Annotated in this window: 13 protein-coding genes, 1 pseudogene and 1 riboswitch; of the genes and pseudogenes, 13 read left to right on the top strand and 1 reads right to left on the bottom strand. The window is 74.0% G+C overall.

Going from position 1 to position 18,349, the window contains the following annotated elements:
• Window positions 1-292: 292 nt before the first annotated feature.
• The 10 genes from rpmI (at window position 293) to thiD (ending at window position 14,760) form a co-directional block, all read left to right on the top strand.
• Window positions 293-487, top strand: coding sequence for a 50S ribosomal protein L35 (rpmI, locus tag J7523_RS19005; RefSeq protein WP_013883985.1), 195 nt, complete (start codon window positions 293-295; stop codon window positions 485-487).
• Between the two features lie 67 nt (window positions 488-554).
• A complete protein-coding gene (rplT, locus tag J7523_RS19000; protein WP_203758129.1) occupies window positions 555-938 on the top strand; it encodes a 50S ribosomal protein L20 in 384 nt (127 codons plus the stop codon).
• 59 nt (window positions 939-997) lie between these two features.
• Window positions 998-1,846, top strand: a complete 849-nt coding sequence (locus J7523_RS18995) for an RNA methyltransferase (protein WP_291890181.1) — start codon at window positions 998-1,000, stop codon at window positions 1,844-1,846.
• Window positions 1,843-2,493, top strand: a complete 651-nt coding sequence (gene thpR / locus J7523_RS18990) for an RNA 2',3'-cyclic phosphodiesterase (protein WP_291890180.1) — start codon at window positions 1,843-1,845, stop codon at window positions 2,491-2,493. The genes J7523_RS18995 and thpR overlap by 4 nt, the downstream gene beginning before the upstream one ends.
• A gap of 269 nt (window positions 2,494-2,762) precedes the next feature.
• A complete protein-coding gene (pheS, locus tag J7523_RS18985; protein WP_291890179.1) occupies window positions 2,763-3,821 on the top strand; it encodes a phenylalanine--tRNA ligase subunit alpha in 1,059 nt (352 codons plus the stop codon).
• Window positions 3,821-6,385, top strand: coding sequence for a phenylalanine--tRNA ligase subunit beta (gene pheT / locus J7523_RS18980; RefSeq protein ID WP_291890178.1), 2,565 nt, complete (start codon window positions 3,821-3,823; stop codon window positions 6,383-6,385). Before pheS ends, pheT begins: the two co-directional genes overlap by 1 nt.
• A gap of 195 nt (window positions 6,386-6,580) precedes the next feature.
• The gene (locus tag J7523_RS18975; RefSeq protein WP_291890177.1) at window positions 6,581-11,542 is read left to right on the top strand and encodes an ExeM/NucH family extracellular endonuclease; all 4,962 of its coding nucleotides are present in this window, start codon (window positions 6,581-6,583) and stop codon (window positions 11,540-11,542) included.
• Window positions 11,543-11,643: 101 nt separating this feature from the next.
• Window positions 11,644-11,748, top strand: a riboswitch (TPP riboswitch).
• 20 nt (window positions 11,749-11,768) lie between these two features.
• A complete protein-coding gene (gene thiM, locus J7523_RS18970; protein ID WP_291890176.1) occupies window positions 11,769-12,602 on the top strand; it encodes a hydroxyethylthiazole kinase in 834 nt (277 codons plus the stop codon).
• Window positions 12,599-13,309, top strand: coding sequence for a thiamine phosphate synthase (locus J7523_RS18965; RefSeq protein WP_291890175.1), 711 nt, complete (start codon window positions 12,599-12,601; stop codon window positions 13,307-13,309). The genes thiM and J7523_RS18965 overlap by 4 nt, the downstream gene beginning before the upstream one ends.
• On the top strand, window positions 13,306-14,760 hold the full coding sequence (thiD, locus tag J7523_RS18960; RefSeq protein ID WP_291890174.1) for a bifunctional hydroxymethylpyrimidine kinase/phosphomethylpyrimidine kinase: 1,455 nt from the start codon (window positions 13,306-13,308) through the stop codon (window positions 14,758-14,760). The genes J7523_RS18965 and thiD overlap by 4 nt, the downstream gene beginning before the upstream one ends.
• Before the next feature lie 56 nt (window positions 14,761-14,816).
• On the opposite strand, the gene J7523_RS18955 is transcribed toward thiD, so the two are convergent.
• Window positions 14,817-16,124 (bottom strand): TrpB-like pyridoxal phosphate-dependent enzyme, encoded by a 1,308-nt coding sequence (locus J7523_RS18955; protein ID WP_291890173.1) that lies wholly within the window; start codon window positions 16,122-16,124, stop codon window positions 14,817-14,819.
• Window positions 16,125-16,398: 274 nt separating this feature from the next.
• Here J7523_RS18955 and J7523_RS18950 point away from each other — a divergent pair, with 274 nt between their 5' ends.
• The 3 genes and pseudogenes from J7523_RS18950 to J7523_RS18940 all read left to right on the top strand — a co-directional run.
• A complete protein-coding gene (locus J7523_RS18950) occupies window positions 16,399-17,616 on the top strand; it encodes a toxic anion resistance protein (RefSeq protein ID WP_291890172.1) in 1,218 nt (405 codons plus the stop codon).
• Window positions 17,617-17,629: 13 nt separating this feature from the next.
• Complete coding sequence (locus tag J7523_RS18945) at window positions 17,630-18,169, top strand: hypothetical protein (protein WP_291890171.1); 540 nt, start codon at window positions 17,630-17,632, stop codon at window positions 18,167-18,169.
• Window positions 18,166-18,349: pseudogene (locus J7523_RS18940) on the top strand (AAA family ATPase); the annotation flags it as partial. The gene J7523_RS18945 and the pseudogene J7523_RS18940, both read left to right, overlap by 4 nt.

The following is an 18,349-nucleotide window of genomic DNA, read 5'->3' as shown; positions in this document are numbered from 1 at the left end:
ACGCGGCGGCCTCGGCCTGGTCGGCGAAGTAGCCGTCCTTGACGCCCCAGGCCGTGATGGTGTCGACCACCCGGTCGGCGACCCCGACGCCGCGTCCGGCGGCGCCGCGGGCCACCCCGGGCTCGGCGCCGAAGCCTGCACCGCGTCCGGGCCCCGCCGCCGGCCGCACCACGCCGTCGGCCCCCGACGACAGAAGCTGACCCGCACGACGAACGGTCCGGCCGCCAGCCGGGCCGCACGACACGAGTCGCACGAACCCGTGCGATGAGAACGACAAGGAGACACGGCAGCCATGCCGAAGAACAAGACGCACTCCGGTGCCAAGAAGCGCTTCCGGGTGACCGGCACCGGGAAGGTCATGCGTGAGCAGGCCAACGGCCGCCACCTTCTCGAGCACAAGTCGAGCCGTCGTACGCGCCGCATCGCCGGTGACGTCGTCGTCTCCGCCGCTGACACCCCGAAGATCAAGAAGCTGCTCGGCAAGTGACCCCGTCGGGACGCCCCCCGCGTCCCCGGTGTCGCACTGCGAGCCCTAGACCAGCAAGGAGCATCACGTGGCACGCGTGAAGCGGGCGGTCAACGCCCAGAAGAAGCGTCGTTCGACCCTGGAGCGCGCCAGCGGTTACCGCGGCCAGCGCTCGCGCCTGTACCGGAAGGCGAAGGAGCAGGTCACCCACTCCCTCGTCTACTCGTACCGCGACCGCAAGGCGCGCAAGAGCGACTTCCGCAAGCTGTGGATCCAGCGGATCAACGCGGCCTCGCGTGAGCAGGGCCTGACGTACAACCGCCTGATCCAGGGCCTCAAGCTCGCGGGCATCGAGGTGGACCGCCGCGTCCTCGCCGACCTGGCCGTGAACGACGCCCCGGCGTTCAACGTCCTCGTGCAGGCTGCCAAGGACGCGCTGCCGGCCGACGTCAACGCGCCCTCGGCTGCGTGACGCTCGCTCACGGAGCTGAACCGAGCACTGAGCTGAGCACCGTCCCGGACGCCCGGTCGATGCCCGAGCTGACCAACCCCCGCGCGGAGCGGGTGCGGTCGGTGCGGGCGCTGGCCGGGCGTTCGGCGCGTCTGCGTGCGGGCCGGTTCGTGGTCGAGGGTCCGCAGGCGGTGCGGGAGGCGGTCGCGGTCGACGGCGTGCGCGTGCACGACGTGTACGTGACCGAGCAGGCGGCGCGGCGGTACCCGGAGATCGTCGCCGCCGCTCAGGGGCGCGGTGCCCGGGTGCGCACGGGCTCGGCGGAGGTGCTCGACGCGATGAGCCCGGACGCGCAGCACGTGGTCGCCGTGGCGGACCTGCTCGAGTCGTCGCTCGACGCCGTCCTGGACGCGGCACCGCGGCTGCTCGCGGTCCTCGCGCACGTCCGCGACCCCGGCAACGCCGGCACGGTCGTGCGCGCGTGCGACGCGGCCGGTGCCGACGCGGCGCTGCTCACGCGCGAGAGCGTCGACGTGCACAACCCCAAGGTGGTCCGCTCGACCGCCGGGTCCTTGTTCCACCTGCCCGTCGTCACGGGTCTCGACCTGCCGGAGACGGTCGCGCGGCTGCGAGCGGCGGGCCTCCTGGTCCTGGCGGCGGACGGGTCCGGCGAGCACGACCTCGACGACCTCCTGGACGTCGCCGGTGCGGCCCCGGAGGGCGTGCCTGACCTGGCGCGGCGGAGCGCGTGGGTGTTCGGCAACGAGGCCTGGGGGCTGCGTGACGAGGACCGTGCGCTGGCCGACGCCGTGGTCCGGGTCCCCATCCGAGGAAGGGCCGAGTCGCTCAACCTCGCGACCGCCGCGACCGTGTGCCTGTACGCCAGCTCGCGGGCCCAGCGGCAGCGGCCGAGCGGGATGCCCGCGTGAGGCTGTTCGCGGCGGTCTGGCCGCCCGACGACGTGCTCGACCACCTCGACCTCGCGCTCGCGTCGGTGCGCGGCGGCCCGTCGGGGGCGTCGCCGGTGATCCGGTGGTCGGCGCGCGAGACGTGGCACCTCACGACGGCGTTCTACGGCGACCTCCCGGACGGTGCGGTGCCCGCCCTGCGCGGCGACCTCGCGGCCGCCGTGCGGGAGATCGACCCGTACCCGCTCGCGCTGCGGGGGGCCGGCGTGTTCTCGCACCGGACGATGTGGGTCGGCGTGTCGGGTGACGTCGACGCGCAGCGGGCGCTCACGGCGGCGTGCGTCGACGCGGGTGTCGCAGCCGGCGCGCACACGGACGTCCGGGCGCGCGACCGGGCGCACCTGACGGTCGGCCGGATCCGGCCGGGCAGCCGTCCGCCGCGCCGGCGGTCCTCGCGGCCCGGTCGTGGCGGCCCCGAGGGGCCCGGACTTCCCGGCGCGGCGGTCGACGACGAGGACGTGGCCACGGGGGTCGCCCGCGCGCTGGGCGTGTACGAGGGGCCGTCGTGGCTCGTGCAGGACGTCGTGCTCGTCGAGTCGCGACCCGGTGCGGGGCGTGGCGGCGGTCCGCTCTACACGGTCGTCGAGCGGCTCCCGCTCGGTCGCTGAGCGGTCATTGCGTTCGTGCGTGTCGCGGCGTGCGTGGCAGGATGACCGGCATGACGTCGTGCTCCCGTCGATTTCCGCGGCCCGTTCCCGGGCCGCGCTGACGCGTACGTGAGCAGGTCCGCCGGCGTCGTCGCCGGTGGACGGCGCACCGGGCCCAGGGACGGGCGCCAGTAGACTGCCCTGCTGGCCGGACGCCTCGCGTCCAGCCACGACCCGCGGCCGTGCGGACGCGCGGCCGGGTCGCCCGCAACCTCCCCTGGAAGGTCCGGATGTCCGACGACACCCCCTTGTCCCCGCTCGACGAGCCCGGCATCGACGCCGCCGTGGAGGCCGCGCTCAAGGCGTTCGACGCCGCGACCGACCTCGACGGCCTCAAGCAGGCGCGGCTCGCGCACCTCGGGGAGCACAGCCCGATCGCGCTCGCGAACCGCGCCATCGGCGGCCTCGCGCCGGCCGACAAGGGCACCGCCGGGCGGCTGCTCGGTGCTGCCCGCGGGCGGCTCAACGCGGCGCTCGCCGGGCGTCAGACGGTGCTCGAGGCCGAGCGCGACGCCCGCGTGCTCGTCGAGGAGGCCGTCGACGTGACGCTTCCCGTCGACCGTCGCCCGGTCGGTGCGCGCCACCCGCTCGAGACGCTGCAGGAGCGCATCGCCGACATCTTCGTCGCGATGGGCTGGGAGATCGCCGAGGGGCCCGAGCTCGAGGCCGAGTGGTTCAACTTCGACGCGCTCAACTTCGGCGTCGACCACCCCGCGCGGCAGATGCAGGACACGTTCTTCGTCGACGCCGGTGCCGGCGCCGAGTCGGGGCTGGTGCTGCGGACGCACACGTCGCCGGTGCAGGCGCGCACGCTGCTCGAGCGTGAGCTGCCCGTGTACATCGCGTGTCCCGGCAAGGTGTTCCGCACGGACGAGCTGGACGCGACGCACACCCCGGTGTTCCACCAGGTCGAGGGCCTCGCGATCGACAAGGGCCTGACGATGGCGCACCTCAAGGGCACGCTGGACCACTTCGCGCAGGCGATCTTCGGGCCGGACGCCCGCACGCGCCTGCGCCCGTCGTTCTTCCCGTTCACGGAGCCGAGCGCCGAGATGGACCTGTGGTTCCCGCAGAAGAAGGGCGGACCCGGCTGGATCGAGTGGGGCGGCTGCGGCATGGTCAACCCCAACGTCCTGCGCGCCACGGGGGTCGACCCCGACGTCTACTCCGGCTTCGCCTTCGGCATGGGCATCGAGCGGACGCTCATGCTCCGCCACGGCATCGCCGACATGCACGACATGGTGGAGGGCGACGTGCGCTTCTCCACGCAGTTCGGGACGGAGATCTGATGCCCCGCATCCCCCTGACGTGGCTCGCCGAGCACGTCGACCTGCCCGCCGGCCTCACTGCCGAGCAGCTCGCCGCCGACCTGGTGCGCGTCGGTCTGGAGGAGGAGGCGATCCACGCCGCCGCCGTCACCGGACCCCTCGTGGTCGGTGAGGTCGTCGAGCTGACGCCCGAGCCGCAGAAGAACGGCAAGACCATCAACTGGTGCCGCGTCGACGTGGGCCCCGAGCACAACGAGCCCGGCGGTTCGCCGCGGGGCATCGTCTGCGGCGCGCACAACTTCGCGGTCGGCGACCGGGTCGTCGTCGCTCTGCCGGGCGCCGTGCTGCCGGGGCCGTTCGCGATCGCGTCCCGCAAGACGTACGGGCACGTGTCCGACGGCATGATCTGCTCGGCGCGCGAGCTCGGCCTCGGCGACGACCACGCCGGGATCATCGTGCTGTCGACGCTCGGCATCGACGCGCCCGTCGGCACGGACGCACGTGAGCTCCTGGGCCTCGGCGACGAGGTGCTCGAGATCAACGTGACGCCCGACCGGGGTTACTGCTTCTCGATGCGCGGCGTCGCGCGCGAGTACGCGCACTCGACGGGGGCCCGGTTCACCGACCGCGGGCTCGCCTCCGACGCCGAGCGTGCGCCCGCGGCCGGTGGGTTCGCGGTCGAGCTCGACGACGCGGCTCCCATCGACGGCGTGCCTGGTGCAGACCGGTTCGTCGCGCAGGTGGTCCGGGGCGTGCGGGCGAACGACCCGTCGCCGCAGTGGATGCAGCGCCGCCTCACGCAGGCCGGCATGCGGCCGATCAACCTCGCGGTCGACGTGACGAACTACGTGATGCTCGACCTCGGGCAGCCGCTGCACGCCTACGACCTGGCCAAGGTCGCGGCACCGATCGTCGTGCGGCGTGCGGCGCCGGGGGAGCGGCTGCGGACGCTCGACGACGTCGACCGCGCGCTCGACCCCGAGGACCTGCTCATCACCGACAGCCCGGGCGGCGCGCGCGCGTCGCGCGTCATCGGGCTCGCGGCCGTCATGGGCGGAGGCGACAGCGAGGTCGGTCCTGAGACGACCGACCTGCTGATCGAGGCCGCGCACTTCGACCCGATCACGGTCGCCCGGACGGCGCGACGCCACAAGCTGCCGAGCGAGGCCGCCAAGCGGTTCGAGCGCGGTGTCGACCCGCAGCTGCCGCGCGTGGCCGTCGCCCGGGTCGTCGCGCTGCTCGCGGAGCACGGCGGCGGGGTCGCCGACGACGCGCTGACGGACGTCGACAAGACGACGGCACCGGCGCCGATCACGCTCGACGTGACGCTGCCGGCGCGCCTGGTCGGTGTCCCGTACACCGCCGACGAGGTCGTCGAGACGCTCACCGAGATCGGCTGCGAGGTCGGCGAGGTCGTCGACGGCACCGTGACCGTGCTGCCGCCGACCTGGCGGCCGGACCTCGTGGCGGGCGTGGACCTGGTCGAGGAGGTCGCGCGGCTGCGCGGCTACGACGCGATCCCGAGCATCGTGCCGGACGCGCCCGTCGGCCGCGGGCTCACCGACGGGCAGCGGATCCGCCGGTCCGTCGCGCGTGCGCTGGCCGAGGCAGGTCTCGTCGAGGTCCTCAGCTACCCGTTCGTGTCGTCCGAGCAGCTCGACGCGCTCGAGCTGCCCCCTGACGACGACCGGCGGCGCGCCGTGCGTCTCGTCAACCCGCTCTCCGACGCGCAGCCGTTCATGCGGACGAACCTGCTGGTCACGCTGCTCGACACCGCCCGGCGCAACGTCTCGCGCGGCGTCGGGGACGTCGCGATCTTCGAGATCGGCCTCGTCACGCGCCCGCTGGTCGACGCACCCGCGGCGCCCCGGCTCCCGGGGGGCGTGCGGCCGACGGACGAGCAGCTCGCCGCCATCGAGGCGGCCGTGCCGCCGCAGCCGCGCCGGGTCGCCGGGGTGCTCGCAGGGAACGTCTTCCCGTCCGGCTGGTGGGGTCCCGGCCGCCGGGCTGACCACACGGACGCGATCGCGGCCGCCGAGAAGGTCGCGCAGATCGTGGGCGTGCCGCTCGTCGCGTCGGCCGACACCGGCCACGCGCCGTGGCACCCGGGCCGGTGCGCGCGCCTGAGCACGGCCGACGGCACGCTCGTCGGGCACGCGGGCGAGCTGCACCCGAAGGTCGTCGCCGCGCACCACCTGCCCGCACGGGCGGTCGCGTTCGAGCTCGACCTCGACGTGCTGCTCGCGCACGCGCCGCACGACCCGGTCCAGGCCGAGCCCGTGTCGCCGTTCCCGGTCGCCAAGGAGGACGTCGCACTCGTCGTCCCGGCAGAGGTGCCGGCGGCGGACGTGCTCGCGGCCGTCCGTCGTGGGGCGTCGGCGAGCCCGGCCGGTGACGTCGTCGAGGACGTCCGGCTGTTCGACGTCTACGTGGGGGACCAGGTGCCCGCGGGCACGCGGTCGCTCGCGTTCGCGCTGCGGCTGCGCGCGGCGGACCGGACGCTCACCGCCCAGGAGCAGGCGGCCGTCCGGGACGCCGTCGTCGCCGAGACGCACGCACGGTTCGGGGCGACGTTGCGCGCCTGACCTGCCGCTCCACGCACACGACCCCGCGCGCCGCACCGGCCGCGGGGTCGTGCCGTGTCCGGGTGCGGACAGTCCTGGGACGAGTTCACCAAACGGTTACCGACGAGTAGTTGCGACATAACGGACGACCCGTGAGAGTGAACGCGGTCCCCCGACAGGGTGGCCGCGCGACGCCCCGACGAAGGAGATCCCGACGTGCACGCAGGTCTGAGGTCGGCGACCGGGGGCATCGCAGCCCTCGGTCTCGTTCTTGTAGGGACCGTCTGGGGGGCGGGCGCCGCGAGCGCCGCGGCCGGTCCGGGCGCCCCGCTCGTGGTCAACGAGGTGTACGGCGGTGGCGGGAACTCCGGCGCGCCGTTCGATCGCGACTTCGTCGAGCTCTACAACCCGGGCAGCAGCGCGGTCGACACGACCGGGTGGTCCGTGCAGTACGCATCGGCGGCCGGGTCGTCCTGGCAGGTCACGGCGCTCACCGGCGTGGTGCCCGCGGGCGGCTACCTGCTCGTCGCCGAGGCCGCCGGGTCCAACCCCGCCACGCCGGTGGTGGGCGACGTCGTCGGCACGATCCCGATGAGCGCGACGTCGGGCAAGGTCGCCCTCGTGGGCTCGACCTCGGCCCTGGTGTGCGGCGCCTCGTGCGCCACCGACGCGGCGGTCGTGGACTTCGTCGGCTACGGCACGGCGAACAACTTCGCCGGCACCGCGGCGGCACCCGGCCTGAGCAACACGACGTCCGCGTCCCGCAGCGCGACGCACGCCAACACGGGCGACAACGCCGCCGACTTCACGGCGGGCACGCCGACGCCGCAGGCCGCGGGCAGCACCGACCCCGGCACGCCGACCGCACGCACGATCGAGGAGATCCAGGGCACCGGCGCTGCGTCGCCGTTCGTCGGGCAGAGCGTCGTCACCGAGGGCGTCGTCACGGCGGCGTACCCGACGGGCGGCCTGTCGGGCTACGTCATCCAGACGCCCGGCACCGGCGGCACGCTCGACGCGTCCCACACCGCGTCGGACGCCGTGTTCGTCTTCTCGGCCGCCACGGTCGGGTCCGTCGCGATCGGCGACCACCTGCGCGTGACCGGGACGGTCAGCGAGTTCAACGGGTTGACGGAGCTCACGGTTGCGGCCGGCGGCGTCGAGAAGCTCGCGACGCCCGCGGCGGCGGTGACGCCGGTCGCCGCGACCTGGCCCACGACGGACGCCGCGCGCGAGGTCCTCGAGTCGATGCTCATCGCACCGGCCGGTCCCTACACGGTGTCCAACACGTTCAGCACCAACCAGTACGGCGAGGTGGGTCTGGCCGCGGGCACGACGCCGCTGCTGCAGCCGACCGAGGTCGGCGCGCCCGGGTCGGCCGAGGCCACGGCCGCGGCTGCGGACGATGCGGCGCGCGGTGTGGTGCTCGACGACGGCGCGTCGACGAACTTCCTGTCGGCCGCCAACCAGTCGCAGACCCCGCCGTACGTGTCGCTCACGGCACCCGTGCGGGTCGGCGAGGCCGCGACCTTCAGCGCGCCGCTCGTCGTCGACTTCCGCAACAACGTCTGGAAGCTCAACCCGACGTCCCAGGTGGTCGCGGGCGGTCCTGCGCCGGTCTCGTTCGCGAACGACCGGCCGGCCGCACCCGACGCGGCGGCGATCGGCGGCGACCTGCGGGTCGCGTCGTTCAACGTGCTCAACTACTTCACGACGCTCGGCGCGGGCACGCCCGGCTGCACGTCGTTCAACGACCGCACGGGCGACCCGGTGACGGTGAACAGCGGCTGCGAGCCGCGCGGCGCGTGGGACCCCGCGGACCTGCAGCGTCAGCAGGACAAGATCGTGGCGGCGATCAACGGGCTCGACGCCGACGTCGTCGGCCTGCTGGAGATCGAGAACTCGCTGGTCGTCGACGGGGTGGCCGACGAGGCGCTGAGCACGCTCACCGACGCGCTCAACGCGTCGGCCGGCGCCGGGACGTGGGCGTACGTGCCGTCCGCGACGGCCGACCTGCCGCCGGTCGCCCAGATGGACGTCATCACGAACGCGATCATCTACCGGACCGCAGCGGTGACCCGGACGGGCCCATCGCACGCGCTCGGTTCGCAGAGCGGGGACGACCAGGCGTTCGGCAACGCGCGCGAGCCCATCGCGCAGGCGTTCACGCCGGTCGGCGGGGGAGAGCCGTTCCTCGTCGTCGTCAACCACTTCAAGTCGAAGGGCTCGGCGGGCCCGTGGCCGGGTGACGCCGACACCGGTGACGGCCAGGGCGCGTCGAACGAGTCCCGCGTCCGCCAGGCGACGGCCCTGCGCGACTGGGTCCCGACGATCCAGGGCGACGTCCAGTCGGTCGCGCTCGTGGGTGACTTCAACTCCTACACGCAGGAGGACCCGCTGCGGCTGCTCTACACCGCCGGGTACACCGACGCCGGGTCGCACTTCGCGCCGGGCGAGTACTCCTACTCGTTCGGCGGGCTGTCGGGGTCGCTCGACCACGTGCTCCTCAACGGTCCCGCGATGGCACGGGCGACCGGCGCGGACATCTGGGAGATCAACGCCGAGGAGTCCATCGCGCTCGAGTACAGCCGGTACAACTACCACGGCACGCTCTTCTACGCGCCGGACCAGTACCGGTCCTCGGACCACGATCCCGTGGTCGTCGGGCTCGTGGACGGTGCGGCCGCGCCGGTGAACCTCACGCTGCTCGACATCAACGACTTCCACGGGCGCATCGACGCCAACACCGTGAAGTTCGCGGGCACCGTCGAGCAGCAGAAGGCCGCCGCGATCGCCGCCGGTGACCCGGTCGCGTTCGTGTCGGCCGGTGACAACGTGAGCGCGTCGCTGTTCGCGTCGGCCGTCCAGCAGGACCAGCCGACGATCGACGTGCTCAACGCGCTCGAGCTCAACGCGTCCGCCGTGGGCAACCACGAGTTCGACAAGGGCTTCGCCGACCTGCGCGACCGCATCATCGCGGGCGGCACGAACGCCACCTGGGACTACCTCGGGGCGAACGTCTACGAGGCCGGCACCACGACGCCGGCACTGCCGGAGTACGCACTGATCGACATGGACGGCGTGACGGTCGGCATCATCGGCGCGGTCACCGAGGAGACCCCGTCGCTCGTCAGCCCGGGCGGCATCACCGAGCTGTCGTTCGGCGACCCGGTCGAGGCCGTCAACCGCGTCGCGGGCGAGCTGACGGACGGCGACCCGTCCAACGGCGAGGCCGACGTGCTCGTCGCGAGCTACCACGAGGGCGCCTCCGAGGGGACGCTGGACGGCGCGACGCTCGAGGAGGAGGTCGCCGCGGGCGGCGCGTTCGCGGAGATCGTCAACGACACGTCGTCGAAGGTCGACGCGATCTTCACCGGCCACACGCACAAGGTGTACGCGTGGGAGGCGCCCGTCCCGGGCCAGCCGGGCAAGACGCGACCGATCCTGCAGACCGGCAGCTACGGCGAGAACATCGGCAAGATCGTGCTCACGTACGACCCGAGCACGGACGAGGTCCTCGCGCACACGCAGACGAACGTGCCGCGGCTGGTCGCACCGGCGGGCACGAGCGAGGCGGACTTCGCGAACCAGCTCGCGGCGACGTACCCGCGGGTCGCGGAGGTGAAGACGATCACCGAGGCCGCGCTCGCGTACGCGAACGAGGTCGGCTCTGTCCCGGTCGGCTCGATCACGGACGACATCACGACCGCGTTCACCGGCGGCACGTACACGGCCGACGGCTACGTCGGGCCCGGCCCGACCCCGACCTCCGGGCGGGACGACCGGGCGAGCGAGTCGACGCTGGGCGACACCGTGGCGAACGCGCTGCGGGACACCCTGGCGCCGGACAACCTGGGCGGCGCGGAGATCGGCGTCGTCAACCCGGGTGGTCTGCGGGCCGAGCTGCTGTACGCGCCCGACGGCGTGGTGACCACGGCCGAGGCGAACTCGGTGCTGCCGTTCGTCAACAACCTCTGGACGACGTCGCTCACGGGCGCGCAGTTCAAGACGATGCTCGAGCAGCAGTGGCAGACCAACCCGGACGGCACGATCCCCACGCGGCCGTACCTGCAGCTCGGGCTGTCGGACAACGTGACGTACACCTACGACGCCGCGGCACCGATGGGCTCGCACATCACGTCGATCACGGTGAACGGCGCCCCGATCGACCCGGCGGCCAGCTACCGGATCGGGACGTTCTCGTTCCTCATCACGGGCGGCGACAACTTCCGGATCTTCACCGAGGGGACCGCCCCGAAGGACTCCGGGCTCGTCGACCGCGACGGCTGGATCGCGTACCTGCAGGCGCACCCGGGCCTGGCCCCGGACTTCGCCCGCCAGGCCGTCGGCGTGCCGAGCGTGCCGTCGACGGTGACCGCGGGTGACACGCTCGCGTTCCCGGTGACGAAGCTGGACCTCACGAGCCTCGGGTCGCCGCAGAACACGAGCCTCGACGTGCGGCTGGACGGCACGTCCATCGGGTCGGCGACCGTGACCGGTGGCAACGCGAACGTGTCCGTCACGGTGCCGTCGGGCACGAGCGCCGGGGAGCACACCCTGACGCTGGTCGCGACGCCCAGCGGCACCACCGTGACGCTGCCGCTCACGGTCGAGGCGGCGCTGCCGTCGTCGACCACGACCCTCCAGGCGGCACCGGCGAGCCAGGTCTACGGGAAGTCGAAGATCACGCTCAAGGCGACCGTGAAGTCGACCGTGCCGGTGTCCGGCCCTGTCGAGTTCGTGGCCGGCGACACCGTGCTCGGCACGGTGAACCTGAGCAAGGGCAAGGCGACCCTCGACCTGCCTGCGTCCACGCCGGCCGGCACCTACGAGGTCGTCGCACGGTTCGCGGGTGACAGCACCGTGGCCGGGTCGCAGTCCGACCCGGTGACGATCGTCGTGGAGAAGGTCACCACGAAGACCAGCCTGTCGGTGACACCCGGGTTCCTGTTCATCCCGTCGTTCGCCGTCGCGACCGTCTCGACGAACAACGGGCGGCTCCCGTCCGGCAAGGTCGAGATCCGCGAGGGAGGCACGGTCGTGAAGACGATCGACGTGGTGCTCGGCATCGCGATCGACACCGTGCCGTCGGGGCGGCACACGTACACGGCGACGTTCGTGCCGGACGACCCGGCCAACGTGTCGCCGAGCACGAGCAAGCCGGTCAGCACGCGCTGATCCCGGAGCACGAGGGCCCGCGTCCGCACGGACGCGGGCCTTCGTGCGTCCACCTGCTGAACGGCGCCACGACCGGGGTGCGCACGCAGGGATAGCGTGGCCGGACTGACACGGGGTGCCCCGGGCGTGCGACGCACGGGGCTGAGATCACACCCGCTGAACCTGATCTAGCTCGTACTAGCGAAGGGATGTCACCTCGATGACTCCTGCGTTCCCTCCTTCCGGCGTGCCCTCCGAGATCGCAGCGCTCGCCGACGCGTGCGCTGCGGCCCTGACCGTCCTGCGGTCGCGCACGCCGCTCGTGCAGTGCCTCACCAACGAGGTCACGACCGGCCTGGTCGCGGACGTGCTGCTCGCCGTCGGCGCGTCGCCCGCGATGGCGGCCGTCCCCGGCGAGGCCCAGGAGCTCGCGGCCGTCGCGGGCGCCGTGCTCGTCAACCTCGGCACACCGGGGCCTGACCAGCGGGCGTCCGTCGAGCCGACCGTCGAGGTCGCGCGCGCCGCCGGGACGCCGTGGGTGCTCGACCCGGTCGCGGTCGGCGTGCTGTCCGAGCGCACCCGCATGGCGCGCCGGCTGCTCGACGTCGGGCCCGCGGTCGTGCGCGGCAACGCGAGCGAGGTGCTCGCGCTCGCGGGCGGCGCGTCGGCCGGTCGAGGGGTGGACGCGGGCGACGCGGTCGACGCGGGACCGGCGGCCGCGCTCGCGCGGTCCACGGGTGCGGTCGTCGCGGTGTCGGGCCCGACGGACCTCGTGACGGACGGGCGGTCCGTGGTGCGTCTGGCGGTCGGGGACCGGATGCTCACCACCGTGACCGGGACGGGCTGTGCGCTCGGTGGGATCGTCGCGGCCTTCTCCGCCGTCGTGCCGCCGCTGGTCGCCGCCGTCGCCGCGACCGGGCTCGTCGGTCTCGCCGCCGAGCGGGCCGCGGTCGGTGCGCGCGGGCCGGCGTCGTTCCGGGTCGCCTGGGTCGACGAGCTGCACGCGATCGCCCCCGCCGACCTGGCCGGCCGCCTGCTCGAGGTGCTCGACGTCGCGCCGCCTGTGGCGGTGCGGGCGTGACCGGGCGGCCCGGGCTCCCCGAGGGGCCGTACGTGGTGGTCGACGCCGACGTGTGCCGGGCTGCCGGCCGGACCCCGCAGGACGTCGCCCGCGCAGCCGCGCACGCACGGGTCGGCGTCGTGCAGGTCCGCGCCAAGGACGCGGGCGCGCGCGACGTCGTCGCGATGACGCTGGCGGTCGCGGACGCCCTGCGCGGCTCGCGCACGCTGCTCGTCGTCGACGACCGTGCCGACGTCGCGGCCGCGGCGCGCGCCCGCGGCGCGGTGGTGGACGGCGTGCACGTCGGACGCCGGGACCTGCACCCCGACGACGTGCGGTCGATCCTCGGCCCGGCGGCGCTCATCGGCCTCTCGGCGGCGCGCCCGGAGCATCTGCGCGACGTCCCGGCGAGCGTCGACTACATCGGGTCCGGGCCGGTGCGGCTCACGCCGACCAAGCCCGACGCGACCGACGCGATCGGCGTGGACGGGGTCGCCGCGGCCGTGCTCGCGACCGAGCTGCCCGTGGTCGCCATCGGCGGCCTGTCCGTCGCCGACGTCCCCGACCTGCGGGCCGCGGGAGCGCACGGGATCGCGGTGGTGAGCGAGGTGTGCGCGGCACCCGACCCCGTCCAGGCCGCCGCGGCGCTCGTCGTCGCGTGGCGCGCGGCCAGCGGTCGCCGCGAACCCGTGCTCGGGACCGGCCGCTCGCTCGGTGCGCGCGCGTGAGCGCGCGGGGCTCGCGCGTGCGGGCGCTGTCGATCGCGGGCACCGACCCCACCGGCGGCGCCGGCGTGCAGGCGGACCTCAAGGCGTTCGCGGCGCACGGCGCGTACGGCATGGCGGTGGTCACGGCGCTCGTCGCGCAGAACACTCGCGGCGTCCGGGCCGTGCACGTGCCGGACGCGGACTTCCTGCGGGCGCAGCTCGACGCCGTCGGGGACGACGTCGAGATCGACGCGGTCAAGGTCGGGATGCTCGCCGACGCGACCGTCGCCGGGGCCGTCGCGGCGTGGCTCGACCGGGTGCGGCCGCCGGTCGTCGTGGTCGACCCCGTCATGGTCGCGACCAGCGGCGACGTGCTGCTCGACCCTGCGGCGCAGGACGCCGTGCGCGCGCTCGCGGCCCGCGCCGACCTCGTCACGCCGAACCTGCCCGAGCTCGCGGTGCTGCTCGGCGAGGAGCGTGCGACCACCTGGCCGCACGCGCTGCGGCAGGCGCTGCGGCTGTCGAGCGAGCTCGGCGCGGCCGTGCTGGTGAAGGGCGGCCACCTCGACGGTGCGACCAGTCCCGACGCGCTCGTCGAGGACGGCACGGTCGTCGAGCTGCACGCGCCACGGGTGCCGTCGTCGTCGACGCACGGCACGGGCTGCTCGCTGTCGGCCGCGCTCGCTGCGCTGCGTCCCGTCCGGGCGTCGTGGGCAGACGCGGCCCGCGAGGCGAAGGCGTGGCTCACCGGGGCGATCGCCGCGGGGGAGGCGCTGCGCGTCGGCGGCGGGCACGGCCCGGTCGACCACTTCCACCACGCGCCGCAGCTCGGTGCCCGGGCGTTCTCGGACGAGGCGTGGACCGCAGTCGCGGACCTGCGCGAGGACTGCGACGCGGTGCCCTTCGTGCGCGGGCTCGCCGACGGCTCCCTGCCGGCGGGGACGTTCGAGGAGTACGCGGGCCAGGACGCGCTGTACCTCGGCGAGTACGCACGGGTGCTCGCCCGCGCGAGCTCGCTGGCCCGGTCGCTCGAGGCGCAGACGTTCTACGCGCGGGGTGCGCACGACTGCGTCGTCATCGAGGCCCAGCGGCACCGCGACGTCGTCGGTGCGGCGCAGGCGGTCGCGTCCGAGGTCACGCGCGCGTACACCGACCACCTGCTCGGCATCGCCGCGACGGGGTCGTATGCGGAGGTCGTCGCCGCGGTGCTGCCTTGCTACTGGCTGTACGCGGACCTGGGCACCCGGATGGCCCGTGCCGCCGGACCGGACCACCCGTACGCAGGCTGGATCGGGCTGTACGGGGGCGACGACTTCGTCGCCAGGGCCGCACGGGCGCGCGCGTTCGCCGACGAGGCTGCGCGCGACGCCGGACCGGCGACGCGGGCCCGCATGCTCGACGCGTTCGTCACGTCGTTCCGGCACGAGCTCGCGTTCTTCGCGCAGAAGGCGCCCGGGCTCGTCACGGTCTGACCCCGGTCGCGCCGGCGGCCGGCCCTGCCAGGAGCAGGACCGGCCGCCGGGCGTCGTCAGAGGAAGTCGTGGTACGCGGGCAGGTCGAGCACGCCGTTGCCCGACAGGCCGATGACGATCGTCTCCGCGTCGGTCGCCGCGCGCGCGTGCGCGAGGGCCCCCGCGACCGCGTGCGTCGACTCGGGCGCCGGGATGATGCCCTCGGCCCGCGCGAACTCGACACCGGCCGCGAACGCGGTCTCCTGGTCGACCGCGATCGCGTCGAGCAGCCCGAGCTCCTTGGCGTGCGACACCATCGGCGCCATCCCGTGGTACCGCAGACCACCCGCGTGGATGGGCGGCGGCACGAAGTCCTTGCCGAGGGTGTGCATCTTGAGCAGCGGCGTCAGGCCGGCGACGTCGCCGAAGTCGTACCGGTACTCGCCCTGCGTGAGCGACGGGCACGCCGCCGGCTCGCACGCCACGACCCGGGTGCTCGTGCGCTCGCGCAGGTTGCGGCCGAGGAAGGGGAACGTCAGGCCGCCGAGGTTCGAGCCCCCGCCCGCGCAGCCGAACACGACGTCGGCCTGCTCGCCGATCTCGTCGAGCTGCGCGAGCGCCTCCTGGCCGATGACCGTCTGGTGCAGGAGCACGTGGTTGAGCACGCTGCCGAGCGCGTAGTGCGCCGCGGGGTCCGCCGCGGCCGCCTCGACGGCCTCGCTGATCGCCATGCCGAGCGACCCGGTGGTGTGCGGGTCCGCCTCGAGCATCGCGCGGCCGGCCTCCGTCAGGTGCGACGGCGACGGGTGGCACACCGCGCCGTACGTCTCCATCTGCATGCGCCGGTAGGGCTTCGAGTCGTACGACGCACGGACCTGCCACACCTCGCACTCGAGGCCGAGCAGCGAGCACGCCATCGACAGCGAGGCGCCCCACTGGCCCGCGCCTGTCTCGGTCGTGAGCTTCGTGATCCCCTCGACGGCGTTGTAGTACGCCTGAGCGACGGCCGTGTTCGGCTTGTGCGACCCGGCCGGGCTCACGCCCTCGTACTTGTAGTAGATGCGCGCCGGGGTGCCCAGCGCGCGCTCGAGCCGCAGCGCCCGCACGAGCGGCGACGGCCGCCACAGCGCGTAGATCTCCCGGACCGTCTGCGGGATCTCGACGTAGCGATCGGTCGTGACCTCCTGGCCGATGAGCGCCATCGGGAACAGCGGCGCGAGGTCGTCCGGCGTGAGCGGCTGCCGCGTGCCCGGGTGCAGCGCGGGCGGCACGGGCGACGGCAGGTCGGCGGCGAGGTTGTACCAGTGGGTCGGCACGGCCGACGGGACCGCGGCACCGAGCGGCTCGGTGCGGGGGGTCCGGCGGACGTCGGGGGAAGTCGTCATCGGTGCCTCCAGGTGAGCACGCCCGAGGCGTGCGCCGGTCAGGGGCGCACCGTTCGACGGTCGGGACCGACACCGTCGAGCGGTCCGCAGCCGCAGGCTATCCGCTGTGCCCACAGCGGAATCCACCCTCAGCGCGTCACCTCCGCGTGCTAGCGTCCCGAGGCAAGCACTTGACCATCGCGTGACCATCGTCGGACGGCGCCGCACGGCGCGACGCACCGATCCGGCGCCGCGGCGGAACACCGCTCGACGACCCGCTGACGTGGAGGTTCACATGACGGACGCGACCCCCCTGACCCCGCCGGCGGCGCAGTCCGCGTTCGCGCTCGAGCCGCCCGCGCCGGCCCAGCCGGTCGCCGCGACGCAGGCCCCTGCGATGGCCCCGCGCATCGACGAGGCGGCCCTGCCGGGCCTGAACGCGAAGGTGTCCGCGTACGTCGACGGTCTGCTGTCCGTGCAGCCCGGCTCGCCCGAGCTCGCCGCCAAGGCCGACGACGTGCGGCTCATGGGCGAGGCCGAGATCCGTACCGCCGCGGACTCGTCGAACCGCCTGCTCCAGGTGCCCGTGCGTGAGCTGCGCGAGGGCGGCGTGTCCGGCACGTCGCAGGTCAGCAGGTCGCTGCTGGACCTGCGCCGGACGGTCGAGGAGCTCGACCCTGCCGAGTCGAGCGTCGGGCGCAAGCTGCTCGGGTTCATCCCGTTCGGCTCGCAGCTCACCGACTACTTCCGCCGCTACGAGAGCGCCCAGTCGCAGCTCGACGCCATCGTCAAGGCGCTGTACGACGGGCAGGACGAGCTCCGCAAGGACAACGCCGCCCTCAACCTCGAGAAGCAGCGCCTGTGGGAGACCATGGGCCGGCTCAACCAGTACGTCTACGTCGCCGAGCGGCTCGACACGCAGCTGTCCGCGAAGATCGCGGAGATCGAGGTGTCCGACCCCGAGCGAGCCGACTCGCTGCGCAAGGACGTGCTGTTCTACGTGCGCCAGAAGCACCAGGACCTGCTCACGCAGCTCGTCGTGTCGATCCAGGGGTACCTCGCGGTCGACATCATCCTCAAGAACAACATCGAGCTCATCAAGGGCGTCGACCGCGCGACCACCACGACGGTCTCCGCGCTGCGCACCGCCGTGCTCGTCGCGCAGGCGCTCAACAACCAGAAGCTCGTGCTCGACCAGATCACGGCCCTGAACACGACCACGTCCGGGATGATCGCGTCGACGTCCAAGATGCTCAAGGACCAGTCGGCGACCATCCAGCAGCAGGCCGCGTCGTCGACCCTCGGGCTGCCCCAGCTGCAGCAGGCCTTCGCGGACATCTACGCGACCATGGAGTCGATCGACGAGTTCAAGGTCAAGGCGCTCGACTCGATGGCCCAGACGGTCGGGGTCCTGCAGACCGAGACGGAGAAGGCCCAGGCGTACCTGGACCGCGTGTCGCGCACGGACACGCCGGGGGCGTCGTCGAGCTCGCTCGACCTCGGCGGCAGCTGAGGACGGCATCCGCATGAGCTGGTTCGGGGACGTCGTCGACCGCCTGCGTGGCCGACCGCGGCCGGCCGAGCTCGCGCCCGCGCCGGCCGCCCCGCCGACGTCGGCGGAGATCCTCGAGTCCGTGCGGTCCGTGGAGCAGCAGGTCGCGGGCAAGGTCCCCGCGGCCGTCGTCGCCCGCGTGCACGGCATCGCCCGGACCATCGAGGACATGGCGCCGCGGCTGGACCGGTTCGGCGTGGGGTCGCGGCAGGCGCACACCGTGGTCGCGACCGCGACGAGCTACCTCCCGGAGGCCGTGGGCGGGTACCTGCGGCTGCCGCGCGAGTTCGCGGACCGGCGGGTCGTGTCGCACGGCAAGACGTCGCTCATGGTGCTGTGCGACCAGCTCGACCTGCTCGGCGTCACGCTCGACAAGATCTCCGACGCCGTGTCGCGCGAGGACGCCCAGGCGCTCGTCGCGCACGGGCAGTTCCTGGCGGAGAAGTTCGGGGAGTCGGCGCTCGCCATCACGCCGGACCTCGGTCCGGGTGCGGGACGGGGGGAGGGGCGGTGAGCCCGGTCGACGAGCTGCGCGAGGCGCTCGACGCGGTGCGGGACGCCGCCGCGGCGGCGGGCCTCGACCCGACGGCCGCGCACGCGGAGGGGGCCGCGCTCGCGGCGGCCGTCGCGGAGGCGGTGCCGGGAGCGGCGGCCGCGTGGAACGCGGCGCTCGGCGTCGACGGACCCGGGCTGG

The sequence above is a fragment of the Cellulomonas sp. genome (assembly GCF_017744555.1).
In the GTDB taxonomy this organism is placed as follows: domain Bacteria; phylum Actinomycetota; class Actinomycetes; order Actinomycetales; family Cellulomonadaceae; genus Cellulomonas.
The sequence above is the reverse complement of the archived record's forward strand: the minus strand, read 5'-3'. Positions and strand labels throughout refer to the sequence as shown.